This window comes from Nocardioides plantarum (assembly GCF_006346395.1).
GTDB classification, from domain to species: domain Bacteria; phylum Actinomycetota; class Actinomycetes; order Propionibacteriales; family Nocardioidaceae; genus Nocardioides; species Nocardioides plantarum.
On record NZ_VDMS01000001.1, the window covers coordinates 1,027,520 to 1,047,468 of the forward strand.

Annotated in this window: 17 protein-coding genes; 8 read left to right on the forward strand and 9 right to left on the reverse strand. The window is 72.4% G+C overall.

The window, feature by feature from the left end:
• Nucleotides 1–73 precede the first annotated feature (73 nt).
• The gene (locus FJQ56_RS04785; RefSeq protein ID WP_140008017.1) at nt 74–916 is read right to left on the reverse strand and encodes an SDR family oxidoreductase; all 843 of its coding nucleotides are present in this window, start codon (nt 914–916) and stop codon (nt 74–76) included.
• A gap of 81 nt (nt 917–997) precedes the next feature.
• On the opposite strand from FJQ56_RS04785, the gene lexA reads away from it, so the two are divergent.
• The 4 genes from lexA (at nt 998) to FJQ56_RS04805 (ending at nt 6,579) form a co-directional block, all read left to right on the forward strand.
• Nucleotides 998–1,765: a transcriptional repressor LexA gene (lexA, locus tag FJQ56_RS04790; RefSeq protein WP_140008018.1), complete on the forward strand. Its 768-nt coding sequence runs from the start codon at nt 998–1,000 to the stop codon at nt 1,763–1,765.
• Nucleotides 1,766–1,859: 94 nt separating this feature from the next.
• A complete protein-coding gene (locus FJQ56_RS04795; RefSeq protein WP_170215258.1) occupies nt 1,860–3,596 on the forward strand; it encodes an alkaline phosphatase D family protein in 1,737 nt (578 codons plus the stop codon).
• Nucleotides 3,596–4,924: an alkaline phosphatase family protein gene (locus FJQ56_RS04800; RefSeq protein WP_140008019.1), complete on the forward strand. Its 1,329-nt coding sequence runs from the start codon at nt 3,596–3,598 to the stop codon at nt 4,922–4,924. The genes FJQ56_RS04795 and FJQ56_RS04800 overlap by 1 nt, the downstream gene beginning before the upstream one ends.
• Before the next feature lie 35 nt (nt 4,925–4,959).
• The gene (locus tag FJQ56_RS04805) at nt 4,960–6,579 is read left to right on the forward strand and encodes an MXAN_6640 family putative metalloprotease (protein WP_140008020.1); all 1,620 of its coding nucleotides are present in this window, start codon (nt 4,960–4,962) and stop codon (nt 6,577–6,579) included.
• Nucleotides 6,580–6,671: 92 nt separating this feature from the next.
• Here the strand turns inward: FJQ56_RS04805 and FJQ56_RS04810 are convergent, their stop codons facing one another.
• Nucleotides 6,672–8,696: an ATP-dependent DNA helicase gene (locus FJQ56_RS04810; protein WP_140008021.1), complete on the reverse strand. Its 2,025-nt coding sequence runs from the start codon at nt 8,694–8,696 to the stop codon at nt 6,672–6,674.
• Nucleotides 8,697–8,932: 236 nt separating this feature from the next.
• Here FJQ56_RS04810 and FJQ56_RS04815 point away from each other — a divergent pair, with 236 nt between their 5' ends.
• On the forward strand, nt 8,933–9,913 hold the full coding sequence (locus FJQ56_RS04815) for a sugar phosphate isomerase/epimerase family protein (protein ID WP_140008022.1): 981 nt from the start codon (nt 8,933–8,935) through the stop codon (nt 9,911–9,913).
• A gap of 81 nt (nt 9,914–9,994) precedes the next feature.
• Here FJQ56_RS04815 and FJQ56_RS04820 read toward each other — a convergent pair whose 3' ends face one another.
• Together FJQ56_RS04820 and hflX are read right to left on the reverse strand one after the other, a co-directional pair.
• A complete protein-coding gene (locus tag FJQ56_RS04820; protein WP_140008023.1) occupies nt 9,995–10,684 on the reverse strand; it encodes an SGNH/GDSL hydrolase family protein in 690 nt (229 codons plus the stop codon).
• Nucleotides 10,681–12,192 (reverse strand): GTPase HflX, encoded by a 1,512-nt coding sequence (hflX, locus tag FJQ56_RS04825; RefSeq protein WP_140008024.1) that lies wholly within the window; start codon nt 12,190–12,192, stop codon nt 10,681–10,683. Before hflX ends, FJQ56_RS04820 begins: the two co-directional genes overlap by 4 nt.
• A gap of 86 nt (nt 12,193–12,278) precedes the next feature.
• On the opposite strand from hflX, the gene FJQ56_RS04830 reads away from it, so the two are divergent.
• From FJQ56_RS04830 to FJQ56_RS04840, 3 genes are all read left to right on the forward strand, one after another.
• Nucleotides 12,279–12,839, forward strand: a complete 561-nt coding sequence (locus tag FJQ56_RS04830; protein ID WP_140008025.1) for a nucleoside/nucleotide kinase family protein — start codon at nt 12,279–12,281, stop codon at nt 12,837–12,839.
• A gap of 123 nt (nt 12,840–12,962) precedes the next feature.
• The gene (locus FJQ56_RS04835; RefSeq protein WP_140008026.1) at nt 12,963–13,367 is read left to right on the forward strand and encodes a hypothetical protein; all 405 of its coding nucleotides are present in this window, start codon (nt 12,963–12,965) and stop codon (nt 13,365–13,367) included.
• A complete protein-coding gene (locus FJQ56_RS04840; protein WP_140008027.1) occupies nt 13,367–14,008 on the forward strand; it encodes a vWA domain-containing protein in 642 nt (213 codons plus the stop codon). Before FJQ56_RS04835 ends, FJQ56_RS04840 begins: the two co-directional genes overlap by 1 nt.
• A gap of 103 nt (nt 14,009–14,111) precedes the next feature.
• Here FJQ56_RS04840 and FJQ56_RS04845 read toward each other — a convergent pair whose 3' ends face one another.
• From FJQ56_RS04845 to FJQ56_RS04865, 5 genes are all read right to left on the reverse strand, one after another.
• Nucleotides 14,112–14,888, reverse strand: coding sequence for an SDR family NAD(P)-dependent oxidoreductase (locus FJQ56_RS04845; RefSeq protein WP_140008028.1), 777 nt, complete (start codon nt 14,886–14,888; stop codon nt 14,112–14,114).
• A 54-nt stretch (nt 14,889–14,942) separates the two neighbouring features.
• Nucleotides 14,943–15,737 carry a diaminopimelate epimerase gene (gene dapF / locus FJQ56_RS04850; protein ID WP_140008029.1) on the reverse strand — a complete coding sequence of 265 codons (795 nt, stop codon included), beginning with the start codon at nt 15,735–15,737 and terminating at the stop codon, nt 14,943–14,945.
• Nucleotides 15,734–16,384, reverse strand: coding sequence for an MSMEG_1061 family FMN-dependent PPOX-type flavoprotein (locus FJQ56_RS04855; protein WP_140008030.1), 651 nt, complete (start codon nt 16,382–16,384; stop codon nt 15,734–15,736). Before FJQ56_RS04855 ends, dapF begins: the two co-directional genes overlap by 4 nt.
• Nucleotides 16,385–16,410: 26 nt before the next feature.
• A complete protein-coding gene (gene ggt / locus FJQ56_RS04860) occupies nt 16,411–18,297 on the reverse strand; it encodes a gamma-glutamyltransferase (RefSeq protein ID WP_140008031.1) in 1,887 nt (628 codons plus the stop codon).
• A gap of 85 nt (nt 18,298–18,382) precedes the next feature.
• Nucleotides 18,383–19,873, reverse strand: coding sequence for an MDR family MFS transporter (locus FJQ56_RS04865; protein WP_140008032.1), 1,491 nt, complete (start codon nt 19,871–19,873; stop codon nt 18,383–18,385).
• Between the last annotated feature and the right edge of the window lie 76 nt (nt 19,874–19,949).

Genomic DNA, 19,949 nt, shown 5'->3' on the forward strand with positions numbered 1-19,949 from the left:
GATCGGTTCGAACACATGAGCGATTCTAGATCAGGTGTTCGAACGTGCGCAACCCCTCAGGCGAACAGGTGTTCTACTGCCGACGCAGGACCCGACCGCCCTGTCGCTCGAACACGGCGATCCCGGCCGAGGCCAGCGAGGGCGCCAGCATCGAGACGCGCATCGCCGCTCCACGCCAGGCGGGCACCGTGCGCAGCACCCGCCGCGACCCGATCAGGCCGAGCACCACCTCGGCGATCTCCTCGACCGTCAGCAGACGGCCGCCGGAGCTGACCAGGCGCTTGCCGGTGCCGTCGGACATGTCCTCGACCATCTGCGTCGCGACCCCGTCGGGCAGCACCGCATGCACGCCCAGCCCGGCCGGCGCCTCGAGGGCGACGGAGGTCGTGATGGACACGACGGCGGCCTTCGTGGCGGCGTACACCGACAGCCCGGGCACCGGGCCGAGCCCCGACAACGAGGCCACGTTGACCAGCGCACCCGAGGGCGCCCCGACCGGACCGAACGCGTCCAGGGCGGCGCGCATCCCCCACAGCGTCCCGAGCAGGTTGACGTCGACCAGCCCGCGCACCTGCTCGTCGCTCAGCGCCGCCAGGTCGCCGTCGAAGCCGACGCCGGCGTTGTTCACCCACACGCCCAGGGGCGCCAACCCCGTCGCGACCGAGGCGACCGCCCGGTGCGAGGCCGGGTCGCGCACGTCCTGGGCCACCCCGGTCGCGCCGATCCGGGTGGCCGTCGCGGCGACCGCCTCGGCATCGACGTCGGTGATCACGACCCGGTGCCCGGCGGCGACCAGGCGCACGGCGATCGCGCGGCCGATGCCGCGGGCCGCGCCGGTGACGACGGCGGACGTGGGAGCGGACGTGGGAGCGGACCCAGGCGGGGGCGAGGACGTCGGTGAGGGGGCGGAGGCCATGACCCATGGTCGCAGCCGTGCGCGCGACACGCCGTTCGAACACCTGTTTGAAATCGTCGGCGCCCGGTGGGACCCTGAGCCATGCCCGACAAGCAGCCCGACAAGCGGTCCACGAAACAGTCCACCAAGCAGTCGTCCAAGACCAGCAAGGTCTCCGAGCTCCCCGACGGCCCGGCCGACGCCACCGGCCTGACCCCGCGCCAGCAGCGCGTGCTGGCCCACATCAAGGACAGCCTCGAGCTGCGCGGCTACCCGCCGAGCATGCGCGAGATCGGCGAGGCGGTGGGCCTGACCAGCACCTCGAGCGTCGCCCACCAGCTGCGGGTGCTCGAGCAGAAGGGCTACCTCAAGCGCGATCCCAACCGACCGCGGGCCCTCGAGGTGTTCCTCCCCGACGTCATGGCGGCCCGCCGCTCGCTCGGCCAGGCCGAGGAGACGTCGTACGACGAGACCGGCATCGGCGATGTCGCCGTCGCGGCGATCCAGGTCCCGCTGCTCGGCCGGATCGCGGCCGGCGGCCCGATCCTGGCCGAGCAGACCTACGACGACGTCTTCCCGCTGCCGCAGCAGCTGGTCGGCGACGGCCAGCTCTTCATGCTCGAGGTGTCGGGCGAGTCGATGGTCGACGCCGCGATCTGCGACGGCGACTACGTCGTCATCCGCCAGGAGCAGACCGCCAGCAACGGTGAGATCGTCGCGGCGATGATCGACGGCGAGGCCACCGTCAAGACCCTGCAGCGCAAGGACGGCAAGGTCTGGCTGCTCCCCCACAACGAGGCGTTCGACCCGATCGACGGCACCGACGCCACGATCCTCGGCGTCGTCACGGCCGTGCTGCGCAAGCTCTGACCCACGATCGGGCCCGGCATACGCCGGGTGAACGCTCGACGACCGTTGTCACGACCCCCGTCACTCCACGTGCCGGGGGTCGTTGACTGTTTCCGTGACGACACCCACCGGCGTACGGCGACGTACCGTGCTCGCGACCGGCTCGACCGGCGCCGCCCTGACCACGCTCGCCGGCCCCGGCTCGGCGACCGCCGCGACAGCGCCCCGGTCACCGGCCGCTCGCGCCGCGCTCCACCACTTCCGCCACGGCGTCGCCTCGGGTGACCCGCTCCCCACCAAGGTGCTGCTCTGGACCCGGGTGACCCCCGACGCCGTCAGCAAGCCGGGCTCCGGCAAGGGCCCGCAGGTCACGGTGACCTGGGAGGTCTCGACCCGCAAGGACTTCCGCCGCATCGTCAAGCGCGGCACCTTCGTGACCGGTCCCAGCCGTGACCACACCGTCAAGCTCGACGTCGCCGGGCTCACCCCGGCCACCTGGTACTACTACCGCTTCGGATTCAAGGGCACCCACAGCCGCGTCGGGCGCACCCGCACCGCCCCGGCACCCGGGTCGACCCCGAGCCACCTGCGCCTGGGCATCGTCTCCTGCGCCAACTGGCAGGCCGGGTGGTTCGCGGCCTACCGCGGCCTCGCGGCGCGCAACGACCTGCACGCCGTGGTCCACCTCGGCGACTACGTCTACGAGTACGGCGCGGGCGGCTACGGCTACGGCCGGGACGACGTCGACATCCGCACCCACGACCCGAAGCACGAGATGGTCTCGCTCGAGGACTACCGGCGCCGCCACGCGCAGTACAAGACCGACACCGACCTGCAGGACGCGCACGCCAAGTTCCCCTGGATCATCACCTGGGACGACCACGAGGTCGCCAACGACCAGTACGCCACGGGGGCCGAGAACCACCAGGCCACCGAGGGCGACTACCTGCGGCGGCGGGCCCGCGCCCACCGCGCCTACGACGAGTGGATGCCGGTGCGGATGAACAGCACCACCAAGCTCGCCGACGGCGATCGGCTGTACCGGCGCCTCACCTTCGGGAAGCTGGCCGAGATCAGCATGCTCGACCTGCGGACCTACCGTTCGAAGCAGGTGTCGTCCGCGCTCTCGACGTCGTCCGAGGGCGGGATCGACGACCCCGACCGCACCATCACCGGCACCCAGCAGCTGGGCTTCCTCGAGCGCTCGCTGTCCAACCCCACGGCACTGTGGAAGGTCATCGGCAACCCGGTGATGATCACGCCGGTCACCTTCGCAGCGCTCCCCGGTGCACGGCGCGCGCAGGTCAACGAGGTCACCGGGCTGCTGCCCGACGACGGCCTGCCCTACAACGTCGACCAGTGGGACGGCTACACGGCCGACCGCCGCCGGGTGCTGGAGCACATCGAGGACCACCACATCCAGAACGCCCTCTTCGTCACCGGCGACATCCACTCGGGCTGGGCGGCCGAGGTGCCCTACGACACCGGCAGCTACCCGCTCGGCGGCACCGGTGCCGTCGAGTTCGTGTGCACCTCGGTGACCTCCAACAACCTCAAGGACATCACCGGCACCCCCGCCCACACCACGAGCACGGTCGTCGAGGCGGCAATCCTGGCCGCCAACCCGCACATCAAGTACCTCAACTTCGACGACCACGGGTTCTCCGTGCTCGACCTGGACGCCAAGCGGGCCCAGATGGACTGGTTCGTCATCGGCGACCGCGCCGACAAGGACACGCCCATCACCTACAGCCGCTCGTTCCTCACCCGCGCCTCGACCAACCGCGTCGAGGAGACCGACGTGCCGCTGCACCGCCAGGGCAGCCAGGGCAGCCAGCAGGACGGTGCCTGATGTGTGGCTGCGGTGACCGGCACGCGCCCGGCGAGCCCACGCCGTACGACGTCGGGCGCGACGCGCTGGTCACGGGGCGTCGCACGCTGCTGAAGGCGGGCGGCGGGGTCGCGATCTCGACCGCGGCGGTCGCGGCCGCCTCCTCCGCCGCGACCGCGGCCCCCACCCCGGCGCGCACCCGCAAGCGGGTCTACGTGCTGGTGGTCGACGGGTGCCTGCCCGAGGAGATCAGCGAGGAGCTGACGCCCCACCTCTACGCGCTGCGTGAGGGCGGCCGGCAGTTCGCGCAGGCGCGGTCCCAGCCGATCATGGAGACCATCCCCAACCACGTGATGATGATGACGGGCGTGCGTCCGGACCGGTCGGGGGTACCGGCCAACGCGGTCTACGACCGCGCGGCCAAGGTCGTGCGCGACCTCGACCGGGCCACCGACCTCAAGGCGTTCACCATCATCGAGCGGCTCAACCGGCAGGGCCTGCGCACCGGCACGGTCCTCAGCAAGGAGTACCTCTACGGCGTCTTCGGCACCCGGGCGACCGCGCGCTGGGAGCCGTTCCCGGTGCTGCCGATCACCGGACACGCGCCCGACGAGTTCACCATCCAGGCGGCGATGGCGATGGTCGAGGACGTCGACCCGCACCTGATGTTCGTCAACCTGGGCGACATCGACCGCTACGGCCACGCCGACGTCACCGGATCGGTGGGTGCCAAGGTGGCCCGCCGCCTGGCCCTGGTCAAGACCGACGGCTACGTCCAGCAGTTCGTCGACCGGCTCAAGGCGAGCGGCGCCTGGAAGAACTCGATGCTGATCGTGCTCGCCGACCACTCGATGGACTGGTCGACGCCCGACCGCGTCATCAGCCTGAGCGGGCCGCTCGACGAGGACCCGGTGCTGCGGGGGCGGGTCCAGATCGCCGACAACGGCGGGGCCGACCTCCTCTACTGGACCGGCCCCGCCGCGGGCAAGGAGGACGCGGTCGAGCGGATGCTGCGGATCGCGCAGGCCCAGAACGGCGTGCTGTCCGCCCACGACCGGCGCAAGGGGTTGCGCCTGGGCACCAACGCCGGTGACGTCGTCGTCTTCTGCCGGGCCGGCTGGCGGTTCAGCGACCCCGACCCGGTGACCAGCAACCCCATCCCCGGCAACCACGGCCACCCGGCCACCCGGCCGATCCCGTTCTTCCTCAGCGGCGGGCACCCGGCCGTGGTGAAGCGGTCCGCCTCCGCGCTGGTCGCCTCGACCGTCGACGTCGCCCCGACGGTGGCGCGGTTCTTCGGGTGCGCCACCCGACCGAAGGCCGGGTACGACGGCACCTCGCGGATATAGCGGTGCTGTCCGTGGTGGCGACTACGGTGACCGGCGTGCTGCTCTCACCTCCACGCCTCCGGGCCGGGCTCGCCCTCACCGTCGCGGCGGCGCTCACCGCCACCCTCCTCTCGCCGTACGCCGCCCCGCAGGCCTTCGCCGACCCGTCCGGACCGCAGGGCTCCGACGCGGCGGCGCGCACGGCCAGCCGGTCCGAGCGGGATGCGACCGCGGCCCTCGACCGGGCCCGTGCGGTCGTCGACGGGCGGGTGCGCGGCGACCTGACGATGGCCCTGCGCGACGTCGCGACCTCTCGTGAGGCCCTGGTCGGCGCCGACCGGGCCGCCGCCGACCGGCTGTTGGCCCGCCCCGGCGACAGCACCGGCGACGACCTCATCGACTACAGCGGCGAGACGATCGCCAAGCCGATCTGCTCCACGAGCGTGTGCGTCCACTACGTCACCACGGGCGCCGACGCCCCCTCGCTGGCCGACGCCGACGCCGACGGCAGGCCCGACTACGTCGAGACCGTGCTCGCCACGGTCGGCTCGGTGCGCACCAAGTACCTCACGGCCGGCTACCGCGCCCCCCGGCGCGACGGCGCGCTGGGCGGCGGCAGCAACAAGTTCGACGTCTACCTCGGCGACATCGGCCAGGGCGGCTACTACGGCTACTGCATCCCCGACGAGCCCAACACGTCCCACAACCGCGACCGCTACGACCGCTACTCGTTCTGCGGGCTCGACAACGACTACGCCGAGTTCGCCACCCACACCCCGCGCGAGAACCTGCAGGTCACGGTCGCCCACGAGTACTTCCACGCCACCCAGTTCGCCTACGACGCCTTCGAGGACGGCTGGCTGCTCGAGGCCACCGCGGCCTGGATCGAGGACGAGGTCTACGACACCGTCAACGACAACCTGCAATACCTCCGCACCAGCCAGCTCACCCGGCCCACGGTCCCGCTCGACACCTTCAGCACCAGCGGCAGCACCAACGGCTTCCACTACGGCACCTGGTCGTTCTTCCGCTTCCTCACCGAGCGCTACCCGACCCGCAAGGGCGGCCTGCCCAAGCTCGTGCTCGACGTCTTCCGAGTCGCCGACGGCGCCCCCGGCGGCGACGACGACTACTCGTGGCAGGCCGTCGACCGGGTCCTGCGGGCCAAGGGCACCTCGGGCGCCAAGATGCTGGCGAGCTACGCCGTCGCCAACCGGCGCGCCTCGACCCGCTACGCCGAAGGCGCGACCAACCACTACCCGTCGGCGCCGCTCGGCGCCAACAAGCGGGTCTCGCAGCGCACGGGCTACTCCCACACCTTCCGGCTCGACCACCTGGCGACCACCACCGTCCGGCTGACGCCCCAGTCCGTGGGCAGCCGCTACCGGCTCGAGCTCAAGCTGCGGCTGCAGCCGACGGCCCGGGGGTCCCTGGTCCGGATCACCAGCGCCAGCAAGGGCGGCCGCCTGACCACCACGACCGTCGCGCTCAACCGCAACGGCGATGCCAACAAGCGCATCGGCTTCTCCTCCGCCACGGTGTCCTGGGTCGAGGTCACCCTGGTCAACGGCAGCGGCCGGTTCCGGTGCTTCACCCAGACCGGCACCTCCTCGTGCCACGGCGACGCGCTCGACCAGCGGCAGCCGGGGACGCTCAGCGCCAAGGCGGTGCGCTGACCCGACCAGCCGGGGGCGTCATACGCCCCGGTCGGCCCGGCAGCCGAGCCGTATGACGTCCCGGAGCCGGGCCGTCAGCCCGGTCAGCCCGGTCAGCCCGCGCTGCCGGCGGCCGCGGCGAGCCGTGCCAGCGCCTTGCGGGCGACCTGGGGGTCGGCGGTGGTCCACATCGGCGGCAGGCTGGCCTTGAGGAAGCTGCCGTAGCGGGCCGTGGCCAGTCGCGGGTCGAGCACGGCCACGACGCCGCGGTCGGAGGTGGTGCGGATCAGGCGCCCGGCGCCCTGGGCCAGCAACAGGGCAGCGTGGGTGGCGGCGACCTGCATGAAGCCGTTGCCGCCGGCCTGGTCGGCGGCCTTCTGGCGCGCGCTCATCAGCGGGTCGTCGGGCCGCGGGAACGGGATCCGGTCGATCAGCACCAGCTGGCAGGTGTCGCCGGGCACGTCGAGGCCCTGCCACAGGCTGAGCGTGCCGAACAGGCAGGTGTGGGGGTCGCCGACGAACTGCGCCGCGAGCTCGGGCAGCTGCGCCTCGCCCTGGGCCAGGGTCGTGAGGTGGGGCAGCCGGGTGCGGACCTCCTCGGCGGCGGCCTCGGCGGCCCGGCGGCTCGAGAACAGCCCCAGGGTGCGACCCTCGGCGGCGTCGACCAGCTCGACGATCTCGTCGAGCTGGGCCTTGACCAACCCGTCACGACCAGGCGGCGGCAGGTGCCGGGCGATGTAGAGGATGGCCTGCTTGCCGTAGTCGAACGGCGAGCCGACGTCGAGCCCGATCCACGGCAGCACGGTGTCGGTACGCTCGCGCTCGCCCGAGGTCTCGCGCTCGGTGGGCTTGAGCCCGACGCTGGTCGCGACGGCCTCGAAGTCGCCGCCGAGCATCAGGGTCGCGGAGGTCATCACGACGGTCTTGTCGGTGAGCAGCTTGTCGCGCATCGGGCCCCACACCTGCAGCGGCGCGACGTGCAGGCGGGGCGGGGTCCGGTCGCCACCCTCGGACAGCCACAACACGTCGGCGTCGGACCCGGCCGCCATCCGACCGGCGTTGACGAAGACGTCCTGGACACTGCCCTTGGCCTGGGTGATGCCGGCGTCGCCGTCACCGCCTGCCGCGGAGCCCGCCTCGGCCTTGGGATAGGCCGACAGGCAGGCGCGGGCCGCGTCGCGCACGAGCACCAGGGCGTCGGCGAGGTCGTCGGGGACCTGGTCGAAGCGCCCCGGCCGGGCCTCGGCCATGGCGTCGCGCAGGGCGTCGGCGGCATCGGCGAGATCGTCGGCCTCGCTGCCCTCGACGTGGCGCTGGGAGCGCCGCGCGGCTCGCTCGACGTCGGCGGGCGCGAGCTCGTCGGTGGCGGCCTGGGTGACCCGGGCGACGAGCTCGTGCGCCTCGTCGATCACCGCGACGTCGTAGTCGGGGATCATCGGCACGCCCTCGATGGCGTCGATCGCCAGCAGGGAGTGGTTGGTGATCACCAGGTGGGAGCGGTGGGCCTTCTCGCGGGCCAGCTCGACGAAGCACTCCTGGCCGAAGGGGCACTTGGCCGCCCCGAGGCAGTCGCGGTGACCGACGCTGACCTGGCGCCACTCACGGTCGGTGTGACGTGGGGCGTTGTCGCGCTCGCCGGACCCCTTGGTCTCGGCCTGCTTCTCGGCCCACGACCGCAGCTCGAGGACCTTGCCGGCCATCGACCCCTGGGGGACGTCGACCAGCACGCCCTGGTCGTCGGGCACGCCCTCACGGATGCGGTGCAGGCAGGCGTAGTTGGAGCGTCCCTTGAGCACGGCGTAGGACGTGTCGAGGCCGGCGACGTCCTTGACGGCCTCGATCAGGCGCGGGAGGTCGCGCTCGACCAGCTGGTGCTGCAGGGCCAGGGTCGCGGTGGCGACCACCACGCGCTGGTCGTGCACCAGCGCCGGGACCAGGTAGGCCAGCGACTTGCCGGTGCCGGTGCCGGCCTGCACCAGCAGGTGCCGCTCGGCGGACAGGGCGTGCGAGACCGCCTCGGCCATCGCGACCTGGCCGTCGCGCTCGCTGCCGCCCAGCGCCGTCACCGCCCGGCTCAAGACGTCGCTGACGCTGGAGGCGCTGGTGGAGCTGGTAGCGCTGGTGGCGGTCTCGGGCACCCGAGCACCCTAACGACGTACGCCGACGACCCGCGGACCGGCGGACCCGGCTGTGGACAACCGTTCCACCACCTTGACGCACCGGTCGACGGACTTCGAACCAGGCGCGGGAGATCTTTTGTGCACCCCTCGACAGAAGCGGGTGATCGCTGTCACAGTGGCGGCACGGTCTCTCTCTCGGGCCGCACCTCTCCGGTCGCCCCCCTGGCACCGGACGACATGACGAGGAGATGCACATGTGCTTCGGTTTCGACGGTGAGGCAGCGCTGCGGCGCTCGCTGGAGGAGCGCGGCAGCTCGCGCCGCCAGATGCTGCGCGGCACCGCCGCGGGCGTCGGCGGCGCGGTGGGCCTGGCGGCGCTCGCGAGCGCGGCCCCGGCCAGCGCCAGCGCCGGCTCGCCCCAGCGCCACGGTCAGCACGGTGGCGGCCGTCGTCGCCACGAGGTCCCCGACGAGCTGATCAGCATCCAGCTCTACACGTTGCGCGCCGCCATGGGCACCCGTGAGGGCTTCGACCTGGTGATGAAGCGCCTGGCGCAGTACGGCTACCAGCGGGTCGAGCTGGCCGGCTTCGGCGACCGCACCGCCAAGGAGCTGCGCGACCTCCTGCGCGGCCTCGACATCTGGTCCAGCTCGAGCCACGACGGCATCAGTGCCACCCCCGCCGCCCTGCAGACCAAGCTGCAGAACGCCGCAACCCTGCGCCAGAAGTACATCAACGTGCCCTACCTCAACTCCACCAGCCTGTCGGAGTGGCAGAAGTGGGCCGACCAGATGAACGTCGAGGCGCGGGCGGCCAAGCGCTACGGCATCGCCTACGGCTACCACAACCACGCGCACGAGTTCACGATCGACCTCGGCGGCGGCAAGACGCCGTGGGACGTCCTCACCAACCGGCTCGACCCGCGCCTGGTCCACCTCGAGGTCGACCTCTACTGGGCCTACACCGCCGGGGTCAACACCGGTGCGAGCGACCCCGACCAGTTCGCGATCGACGTCGTCCGCGAGGCCCCGCAGAAGGTCCGCCAGTTCCACGTCAAGGACAAGGACGCGACCACCGGCGACATGAGCGACCTCGGCACCGGCGTCGTCGACTTCGAGCGGATCTTCCGCGCCCACGACGTCGAGGAGTACATCGTCGAGAACGACACCCCCGACGTCTCGCCGCTCACCTCGGCCGCCGTCGGCCGGTGCTACCTGGACACCATCAAGTTCTGAGCACCGACTGACCGCCTGACGCAGGCGCACCCCGACCGACGACCGGGGCCTGGAGACCCCGGGCCCCGGTCGTTCGCCGTCTCAGCGCAGGTGGTCGGCGACGGCCGCGGCGACGAGGTCGCCGAACTGCCGGTGCCCGCGCACCGAGGGGTGCAGGTCGTCGTCCTGGTAGTCGACGTCGGCGCCGAGCATCGAGACGTACGTCGCCCCGAACCCGGTCGCCGTCCGCGCCAGCACGGCATCGACGCGCCCGACCCGGGTCGCCCGTACGGGTGCGGGCGCAGGCCCCACGACGACCACCCGGTGGCCGGCGAGGGCGCCCAGCAGCCGCACGAACCCGTGCTCGATCGCGCGATCGCCCTGGTCGACGTCGTTGAGGCCGCCCTCGACCACGACCAGCGCGTCGGGATGGCCGGCGATCGCGCGCGCCGCGCGGTCGGCGTACGACGCGCCGTGGCAGTCGCTGGCCGTCTCGCTGAAGCCCGAGCCGCCGAACCCGTCGACGTGCACCCGCCCGGGCAGCCGCACCGGCCACGACTCCCCCGGCCCGACGCCGGTCCCGACCGACCAGGAGTCGCCGATGACGACGATGTCGGGCGCGGACCGTCCGGGGCCGGTCGGACCGGTGTCGAGGGCGCGCCGCTCGGCGGCGTCGATCCGGGAGCGCTCGCAGCCCTGCGGGGCGTCGCCCGTGGCGCGGGCGACGCCAAGCGAGGTCAGCGCGACCGCGGCCACCACGGCCAGGACCCCGGCGCGTCGACGACCGGTCACACGGCGTACGGCGTGAGCTCGCCGGCCAGGTCGGCGTTGGCCCGGCCGCGGACCAGGGTGCCGTCGCCGGTGTGCTCCATCGTGTCGATCTCGCCGTGCTGGTGGAGCTTGTTGACCAGGTCGCCGCGCTCGTAGGGCAGCAGCGCGTTGAACTCGACCCCCGGGCGCGGCAGCTCGCTCTCGACGAGCCGGAGCGCGGCGGCGATGCCCTCCCCGGTCTTGGCGGACACGACGACCGAGTGGGGCTCGTGCTGGCGCAGCCGGGCCAGCACCAGCGGGTCGGCCGCGTCGGCCTTGTTGACGACGATCAGCTCGGGCACGTTGGCCGCGTCGACGTCGGCGAGCACGGCACGCACCGCGGAGATCTGACCCTCGGGGTCGGGGTGGGAGCCGTCGACCACGTGCAGGATGAGGTCGGCGTCGGCCACCTCCTCCAGCGTGGAGCGGAACGCCTCGATCAACTGGTGCGGCAGGTGGCGCACGAACCCGACGGTGTCGCTCATCGTGTAGACGCGACCGTCGGCCGTGGTCGTGCGCCGGGTGGTCGGGTCGAGGGTGGCGAACAGCGAGTCCTCGACTAGCACCCCGGCGTCGGTGAGCCGGTTGAGCAGCGAGGACTTGCCGGCGTTGGTGTAGCCCGCGATGGCGACCGACGGGATCTGGTGGCGCTTGCGGTCGGACCGCTTGGTGTCGCGGGTGCCCTTCATGTGCTTGAGCTCGCGGCGCAGCTTGGCGATCTTGTCGTTGATGCGGCGCCGGTCGGTCTCGATCTTGGTCTCACCGGGACCACGACCACCGATGCCGCCACCGTCGGCGCCGACCCGGCCACCGGCCTGGCGCGACAGCTGGCCGCCCCAGCCGCGCAGCCGCTGCTTCATGTACTGCAGCTGGGCGAGCTCGACCTGCGCCTGACCCTCGCGGGACTTGGCGTGCTGGGCGAAGATGTCGAGGATCAGCGCGGTCCGGTCGACGACCTTGACCTTGGTGCGGTCCTCGAGGTTGCGCAGCTGGCTCGGCGCGAGGTCGCCGTCGCAGATCACGGTGTCGGCGCCGGTGGCGGCCACGATCTCGGCGAGCCCCTCGACCTTGCCGCGGCCGATGTAGGTCGCGGGGTCGGGCGTCTGCCGGCGCTGGTAGATCGCCTCGAGTACCTCGGAGCCGGCGGTCTCGGCAAGCAGGGCGAGCTCGGCCATGGAGTTCTCGGCGTCCTGCACCGTGCCCTCGGTCCAGACCCCGACGAGGACGACCCGCTCGAGACGGAGCTGGCGGTACTCGACCTCGGTGATGTCCTCGAGCTCGGTGCGCAGCCCGGCGACGCGGCGCAGCTGGTGACGCTCGGCGAGCTGCATCGCGCCCTGGGTCGGGTCGGCCTCCGGGTCGGGCTCGTCGGCGTAGCCGGACACGAAGTCGTCGGAGTCGTCGGAGTCGTCGTCGGTCTCGGGCCAGGCCTCGGTCTGCTCGAGCTCGGCGTCGAGGGTGAAGTCGCGGGCGTGCGGTGCGTTGGTCATATGCCTCCAGGTTAGTTCTGACACAACGCTGTGACGAGCGGCTTTCATCCGTGCGCGGCTGGTCGAGCTCATACAGTCTTGTCTACATGCCCGCTCCCCCACCCGTTCGGTTGCTCGGCCTGACGGGTGCGCCCGGCGTCGGCAAGTCGACGTACGCCGCCTCGCTCGGCCGGCCCGTGGTGCCGATGGACGGCTTCCACTACGCCGACGTCGAGCTGGTCCGCCGCGGGCTGCTGTCGGCCAAGGGGGTGCCCGACACCTTCGACGCCCCGGGCTACGCCGCCCTCCTGCGTCGGGTCCGCGCCGGCGAGCCCGACGTGGTCGCGCCGTCCTTCGACCGCGTGCTGGAGCAGCCGCTGGCCGGGGCGATCGCGGTGCCGGCCACCGGCCCGGTGGTCACCGAGGGCAGCTACCTGCTGCTCGACGAGCCGCGGTGGCGGGCCGCACGCGCCCAGATCGACGTCGTCTGGCACCTGCACCTCGACGACGCCGTACGCCGCGAGCGACTGGTCGCGCGCCACGTCGAGTTCGGCAAGACGCCGGACGAGGCGCGGGCCTGGGTGTCCCGCGTCGACGACGCCAACGCCCGGCTCGTGGAGGCCGCGGCAGCCCGTGCCGACCTGGTGGTCGAGCTCCCGGCGGGATAGTCCCTGACGTAAATCAAGAGTCCGGGCGCCGAATCCTTGATCTACGTCAGGGACTATCCCGACGCAGCAACTGCGAGTCCGCATTACTTGCGTATCCGCAGTTTGTGCGGGTAGGTTCGGACCATGCCCATCGACCCCGTCCTCCTCCAGGCGCTGCGCGACGCCCTGGTCGCGGCCGAGCAGCGCGACGCCGACGAGGCGCTCCCCCACCTGCGGGAGGCGGCCGACCGGCTCGCCGAGCTGATCGACGCGCAGCTGGCCGAGGCGGTCGTGCACCAGCGGGCCTCGCTGCGGGCGGCTGGCCAGAAGGTCGGGCTGTCCGAGAACGCCGTGGGCCCGCGGCTGGCGCGCACCGCCGCACTGGCGCCGTACGCCAACGACGAGGGGCGGGTCACCGCCGCCGCCGTCGAGCGCGCCCGCTACGACGCCGAGACCGGCGCCCCTCCCCCGGCGGCCAAGCCCGCCGCCGCCCCCATGCGCTTCCAGGCGCGCCGTACGACCCCGCCCCGACCGACGAGAGGCTCCTGATGACCGACCAGACCCTGACCCACCTCTACTTCCTGCTCGACCGGAGCGGCTCGATGCAGTCGATCAAGTCCGACATCGAGGGCGGGTTCGCCGCGTTCGTCGACGAGCAGCGCAGCGCCCCCGGCTCGTGCCGGGTGACGCTGGCGCAGTTCGACGACCGCTACGAGGTCGTCTACGCCGACCGCGACGTCACCGACGTCCCGGCCCTCGACCTCCAGCCGCGCAGCCGCACCGCGCTCCACGACGCCATGGGCCGGATGATCACCGACGCCGGCGCCTCGCTGGCCGCGCTCCCCGAGGACCGACGCCCCGGCACCGTCATCGTCGCGATCATGACCGACGGCCTCGAGAACGCCAGCCAGGAGTGGAACGCCGCCTCGATCAAGGCACTCGTCGAGCAGCAGACCCAGCAGTGGGGCTGGACGTTCATGTACCTCGGGGCCGACCAGGACGCCGTCGAGGTCGGTACGTCGCTCGGCGTGCCCGCCGCGCAGTCGATGACCTACAGCCGCGGCAAGGGCCGCGAGGCCATGGGCAAGAACAGCGAGAAGATCAGCCAGCTGCGCGCGGCCCGGATGACCGACGCCGCTGCCCCCATGCCGGCGTACACCGCCCAGGAGCGCGCCGACCTGGCCGACTAGTCGGACGCCGACCCGTCGCCCATGGGCGACGGGTCACCGCTGACGCACGTGGGCACAGGCGCCCGGGCCACCCGCGAACGCGACCACAGGTCCGCGGCCAATGTCACCGTGGGGGCATCCGGATGCCGCCGTCGAGGCGGACGGTCTCGCCGTTCATGTAGGAGTTGGTGAGGCACTCGATCACCATCGAGGCGAGCTCGGCTCCGGTGCCGAGGCGCTTGGGGAAGAGCACGTTCTGGCCGAGGTTGGCCTTGAACGCCTCGGACTCGGGGCCCTCGCCGTAGATCGGGGTGTCGATGAGGCCCGGGGCGACGGTGTTGAGGCGGATGCCGGAGGCCGACAGGTCGCGGGCGACCGGGAGGGTCATCCCGACGACGCCGCCCTTGGAGGCGGAGTACGACGCCTGGCCGATCTGGCCGTCGAAGGCGGCGACCGAGGCGAGGTTGACGATGGCGCCGCGGCAGCCGTCGGCGTCGGGCTCGTTCTGGCTCATCACGGTGGCGGCCTGGCGGACCACGTCGAAGGTGCCGATCAGGTTGATGTTGACGACCCGCTTGAACCAGTCGAGGTCGTGGGCGGACTCGAGCAGGCCGTCGCGGCCGATCGTGCGCGAGGCGAAGCCGATGCCGGCGGAGTTGACCGCGGCGCGCAGCGGCGCGATCTCGGCGGCGGCCTTGACCGCCCCGGCGATCTGGTCGGTGTTGGTCACGTCGACGTGGGCGAAGACACCCTTGATCTCCTCGGCCAGGGCCTCGCCCTTCTCGGCCTGGAGGTCGGCGACCACGACGGTCACCCCGAGGGCGGCGAGCTGGCGGGCGACGGCGGCACCGATGCCCGACGCGGCGCCGGTGACGATGGCAGAAGATCCGGTGAGGTCCATGTCACGGAGCATACCGACCCTCACACCGATGGTGTCAGGGTCCGGCGACCGGGCTCAGAGGTCGGTGGTGCCGCGCGCGACGATGACGGCGGGGCCGCTCATCAGCACCCGGCCCTCGCGGTCGCGGGTGATCGTGACGGTGCCGCCGGGCTGGTCGACGCGGTAGGTCGCCGGGCCCGAGCCGGCCATCGAGGCGAGCGCCACGGCGCACGCGCCGGTGCCGCAGGCCTGGGTCTCGCCCGCGCCCCGCTCGTGCACGCGCATCGCCACGTGGCCCTCGCCGCGTCGTACGACGAACTCGACGTTGACGCCGTGGGGATAGACCGCGGCGTCGTAGGCAGGCGCCTCGAGCAGCGACCCCGCGTCGGCCAGGTCGTCGACGAAGGCCACCGCGTGCGGGTTGCCGACATCGACGTGGGTGGCGGCCCAGGTGTGGTCGCCGACCGACACCTCGGTCTCGCCGAGCACGGTCGGGACTCCCATGTCGACGGTCACCTGCCCCTCGTGCGCGTCGCCATCGACGGTGACCGTCTTGACCCCGTCGCGGGTGTCGACCCCGAATGGCTCGCCGGCGTCGGCGAGGCCCTCCTGCACGAGGTGGAGGGCGAAGACGCGGATGCCGTTGCCGCACATCTCGGCGATGGAGCCGTCGGCGTTGCGGTAGTCCATGAACCACCGGTCCTGCTCGCGCACCACCCGCAGCACCCCGTCGGCGCCCAGCCCGCCGCGCCGGTCGCACAGCGCGCGGACGCGGGCGGCGTCGAGGTCGCCGTGCACCGAGCCGTCGTGGTCGGGCAGCACGACGAAGTCGTTGTGGGTGCCGTGGCCCTTGAGGAACGGGTAGCTCACCGGTAGAGGCCCTGGCTGTAGCTGGCGGGGTCGTAGTAGGCGTCGAGCAGCTCGAGGCTCAGGTCGCTGGCCTCGACCGTGGCGGCGATGACCGCACGCCGGGGCACGACACCCTCGGGGTCCCAGGTCTCGGGCTTCCACAGCCCGGAGCGCAGGAACGCCTTGGCACAGTGGAAGAAGACCTCCTCGACGTCGACGACCACGGCCAGGATCGGGCGGTGGCCCTTGACGACCATCTCGTCGAAGAACGGCGCGTCGGAGACCAGGCGGGCGCGGCCGTTGACGCGCAGGGTGTCGCCGCGGCCCGGGATCAGGAAGTGCAGGCCCACGTGGGGGTTGACCAGGATGTTGCGGTAGCCGTCGGCCCGCTTGTTGCCGGGTCTCTCGGCGAGGGCGATGGTGGTGTCGTCGATGACGTGGACGAGCTGTCCGGCAGGGTCGCCCTTGGGCGAGGCGTCGCACCGGCCCTCGGCGTCGCTGGTCGCCATCACGCAGAACGGCGACGCCGCCAGCCACTGCCGGTCGACGTCGAGCAGGGCCGTGCGGCCCTTGTCGCGGGCGCGCTGGTTGGGCTCACCGAGCAGGGCGACCAGCGCCTCGACGTCACCGATCTCGGTCCAGGCACCCTGCGGGGATGTGCTCGTCACCCGTCGAAGATACCGGGCCGGATCGGTCACCCGGGCTTGACGACCCGCGCGGAGCCCCCACCACGGCGGGTCGGCTCGGCGACCACCGTCAGCCGACCGCCCGGGGAGAACTCGATCGCGGTGACCGCCCCGATCTCGGCGGCGCTGGTGAAGGTGTCGCCGGAGGGGACGAGCTCGTGGCCGTAGCCCTCGAGCAGCGTCTGGTAGCGATCGAGGAACGGCGGCTCGGCGCTCACGGTCGGGGTGTTGCGCTGCGAGGCACGTGGCGCCGCGACCGCCTCGGGGAGCGTCATGCCGCGGTCGAGGCGGTTGAGCAGCACCTGCAGCACGGTCGTGATGATGGTGGACCCGCCGGGCGAGCCGACCGCGATGAAGGGCCTGCCGTCGCGCAGCACGATCGTCGGTGACATCGAGCTGCGCGGGCGCTTGCCGCGCTGCAGCCGGTTGGGGTCGTCGGCGTCGTAGACGAGGCTGAAGTCGGTGAGCTCGTTGTTGAGCAGGAAGCCGCGCCCGGGCACCACGATGCCCGACCCACCGGTCTGCTCGATGGTCAGCGTGTAGGACACGACGTTGCCCCACCGGTCGGCGGTGGTCAGGTGGGTGGTCGAGATGTTCTCGTTGTCCTCCTGCGAGGTCGGCCGGGTCGCAGCGTCACCGCAGGTGCCGTCGTAGTCGTCGACGTCGCCGGCCGGGACCGGCTTGGTGGCCGCGGTGTCGGGGTCGAGGCCGCAGGCCCGCTCGTCGGCGAAGCGCTGGTCGAGCAGCCGGTCGACCGGGACGTCGACGAAGCGCGCGTCGCCGACGTAGGCGCCGCGGTCGGCGAACGCGAGGGCACTGGCCTCGAGGTAGTGGTGGAGGAAGTCGCCCTCGGACATCGCCGACAGGTCGTCGGCCTCGAGGATGTTGAGCGCCTCGCCCACGGTGGTGCCGCCGCTCGAGGACGGGCGCATGCCGACGACGTCGAGGCCTCGGTAGCTGGTGTGGGACGGCGCCTGCACCGACGCGCGGTAGCGCTGGAAGTCGCCGGTGGTGAGGTAGCCCGGCGGGACCGGCAGGTCGGTGCCGCCCTGCGCGATCGGGGGGCGGCGTACGGCGACCGCGATCTCGCGCGGGAGCGCACCTCGCGTGAACAGCAACGGGTCGCGGCCGAAGGCCCGGTAGGTGCGGGCCAGGTCGGGGTTGCGGAACTTCTCGCCGACGACGGGCGAGCGCCCGCCGCGCAGGTAGAGGCCCTTGGTGGTGCGGAAGGCCGAGAAGCGCTTGCGGTTGTCGTTGGTCTGGGACCGGAACGTGTCGTCGATGACGAAGCCGGCGTCGGCGAGCCGGGCGCTGGGCTCGAGGACCTGGGCCAGCGACCGGGTGCCCCAGCGGCTCAGTGCGGTGCGCCAGGTGGCGGGGGTGCCGGGGACGCCGACCGCGACGCCGCTGGTGACCAGGTCGGGGGTGAAGGTGTAGGGCTCGCCGGTCTCGGGATCGAGGAACGCGTCACGGGTGATCGCCCGGGGCGCGGTCTCGCGGCCGTCGATGGTCTGCACCTGGCCGCTCTTGGCGTCGTAGTAGACGAAGTAGCCACCACCACCGACCCCAGCACTGAACGGCTCGGTGACCCCGAGGGCGGCCGCGGTCGCCACGGCGGCGTCGACGGCGTTGCCGCCCTTCTTGAGGACCTCCAGGCCGATGCGGGACGCGTCGGCATCGACCGAGGTGACCCCGCCACCGCTGCCGAACGAGACGGCCGGCCGAGCCGGTGTCGACGGGGCGGACGGGGCAGACGGGGCAGACGGCGCCGGGACGACGACCGGTGGCGTGGCCGCACGGGCCACGGGCCCGGCGGCGACGGAGCCGCCGGGGACGCTGAGCGCCACGCACAGCGCGAGCACGAGGACGGACAGGGCGGTGAGACGACGATGCATGGATCCTCCCGAGATCAGGTGGTCACACAATCACGAACCACCGACAGGCGCGAGCGGCCTGCGCGGCCGCGGCGAGCCGCAGCGCTCAGTGCGCGGGGACCGGGGCCCCGTGCTCGGACTCGACCCGACCGGGCATCAGGAACGCCAGCACCAGCACGGCGAAGCCGAGGACCGCGCCGACCCCGAAGCCCCAGCGCATGCCGCTGACCAGGGCGTGCACGGCGTCGGCACCACCCTCGGCCTGCGAGGTGGAGCGGGCGGTGAGGACGGCGATCACGATCGCCGTACCGGTGGCGGCGGCGACCTGCTGCAGGGCGCCGAGCATCGAGCTGCCGTGGGAGTAGAGGTGCGGCGGCAGCGCCCCGAGGCTGAGGGTGAAGACCGGCGTGAAGACCAGGGCCAGCGAGACCATCATCAGCACGTGGACGGGGAGCACCAGCCACACCGACTGCTCGACCGTGACCTGCGTGAACAGGCCCAGCGCGACCAGGATGCCGAACGCGCCCGGGATCAGCAGCGGGCGGCCGCCGACGCGGTCGTAGATCTTGCCGACCTGGGGCCCGAGCAGTCCCATCGCGAGGCCACCCGGCATCACCATCAGGCCGGACTGCAGCTCGTCGAGACCGTGCACGTCCTGCAGGTAGAACGGCAGCAGGATCATCGAGCCGAGCATCGCCATGAAGGCGACCGACATCAGCAGCAGCCCGACGGTGAAGGTGCGGTGCTGCAGGGTGCGCAGGTCGAGCAGCGGGGTGCCGGTGCGCTGCAGGGAGAGCTGCCGCAGCACGAAGGCCACGATCGACGCGACGCCGAGGGCGAGCAGGAGCCACGCCTTCACGCTCGCCCCGTCGGGGCCGCCCAGCTCGGACAGGCCGTAGACCAGGGGTCCGAAGCCGAGGGCCGAGAGGACGACGCTGGTCCAGTCGACGTCGCCGGGCCGGGTCTCGCCGATGTCGGTGAGCTTGCGCAGACCCACCAGGCCGATGGCCACCGCGATCGGCAGCACCAGCAGGAACATCCAGCGCCAGGAGGCCACGTCGAGGATCAGGCCGGACACGGTCGGGCCGAGCGCGGGGGCCACCGACATGGCCAGGGTGACGTTGCCCATGATCCGGCCGCGGTCCTGCTCGCGGACGAGCGTCATCACCGTCGTCATCAGCAGCGGCATCATGATCGCGGTGCCGGCGGCCTGGATGATCCGGCCGGCGAGCAGCAGCTCGAACGACGGCGCGAGCCCGCAGAGCAGGGTGCCGGTGGCGAACACGGCCATCGCGGACCCGAAGGCCTGCCGGGTGGTCACCCGCTGCAGGAACCAGCCGGTGACGGGGATGACGACCGCCATCGTGAGCATGAACGCGCTGGTCAGCCACTGGGCCGTCGACTTCGAGATCTCGAGCTCGACAGTCAGGCGCGGGATCGCGTTGATCATGATCGTCTCGTTGAGGATCACGATGAAGGTCGCGGCGACCAGCCACCGCAGCACGCCGTAGTCGGCGGGGATCTCGGTGCGGGTGTCGTCAGGCTTCTGGGCGGCGGGCGTGGTCACGGGGCCGGAGGTCTCGGGCGGCGTCGTCATGGTGGGTCGACCCTCTCAGAGGACAGGAGTCATCGGCACGTCGTTTGCCACATCTCCCGGCCGCGACTCCCGGCCG

What these genes read in the sequence shown, in the direction of transcription:
- FJQ56_RS04785 (WP_140008017.1), bottom strand. Translation starts at nt 916, where the DNA reads ATGGCCTCCGCCCCCTCACCGACGTCCTCGCCCCCGCCTGGGTCCGCT.
- lexA (WP_140008018.1), top strand. Translation starts at nt 998, where the DNA reads ATGCCCGACAAGCAGCCCGACAAGCGGTCCACGAAACAGTCCACCAAG.
- FJQ56_RS04800 (WP_140008019.1), top strand. Translation starts at nt 3,596, where the DNA reads ATGTGTGGCTGCGGTGACCGGCACGCGCCCGGCGAGCCCACGCCGTAC.
- FJQ56_RS04815 (WP_140008022.1), top strand. Translation starts at nt 8,933, where the DNA reads ATGTGCTTCGGTTTCGACGGTGAGGCAGCGCTGCGGCGCTCGCTGGAG.
- hflX (WP_140008024.1), bottom strand. Translation starts at nt 12,192, where the DNA reads ATGACCAACGCACCGCACGCCCGCGACTTCACCCTCGACGCCGAGCTC.
- FJQ56_RS04830 (WP_140008025.1), top strand. Translation starts at nt 12,279, where the DNA reads ATGCCCGCTCCCCCACCCGTTCGGTTGCTCGGCCTGACGGGTGCGCCC.
- FJQ56_RS04835 (WP_140008026.1), top strand. Translation starts at nt 12,963, where the DNA reads ATGCCCATCGACCCCGTCCTCCTCCAGGCGCTGCGCGACGCCCTGGTC.
- FJQ56_RS04840 (WP_140008027.1), top strand. Translation starts at nt 13,367, where the DNA reads ATGACCGACCAGACCCTGACCCACCTCTACTTCCTGCTCGACCGGAGC.
- FJQ56_RS04845 (WP_140008028.1), bottom strand. Translation starts at nt 14,888, where the DNA reads ATGGACCTCACCGGATCTTCTGCCATCGTCACCGGCGCCGCGTCGGGC.
- ggt (WP_140008031.1), bottom strand. Translation starts at nt 18,297, where the DNA reads ATGCATCGTCGTCTCACCGCCCTGTCCGTCCTCGTGCTCGCGCTGTGC.
- FJQ56_RS04865 (WP_140008032.1), bottom strand. Translation starts at nt 19,873, where the DNA reads ATGACGACGCCGCCCGAGACCTCCGGCCCCGTGACCACGCCCGCCGCC.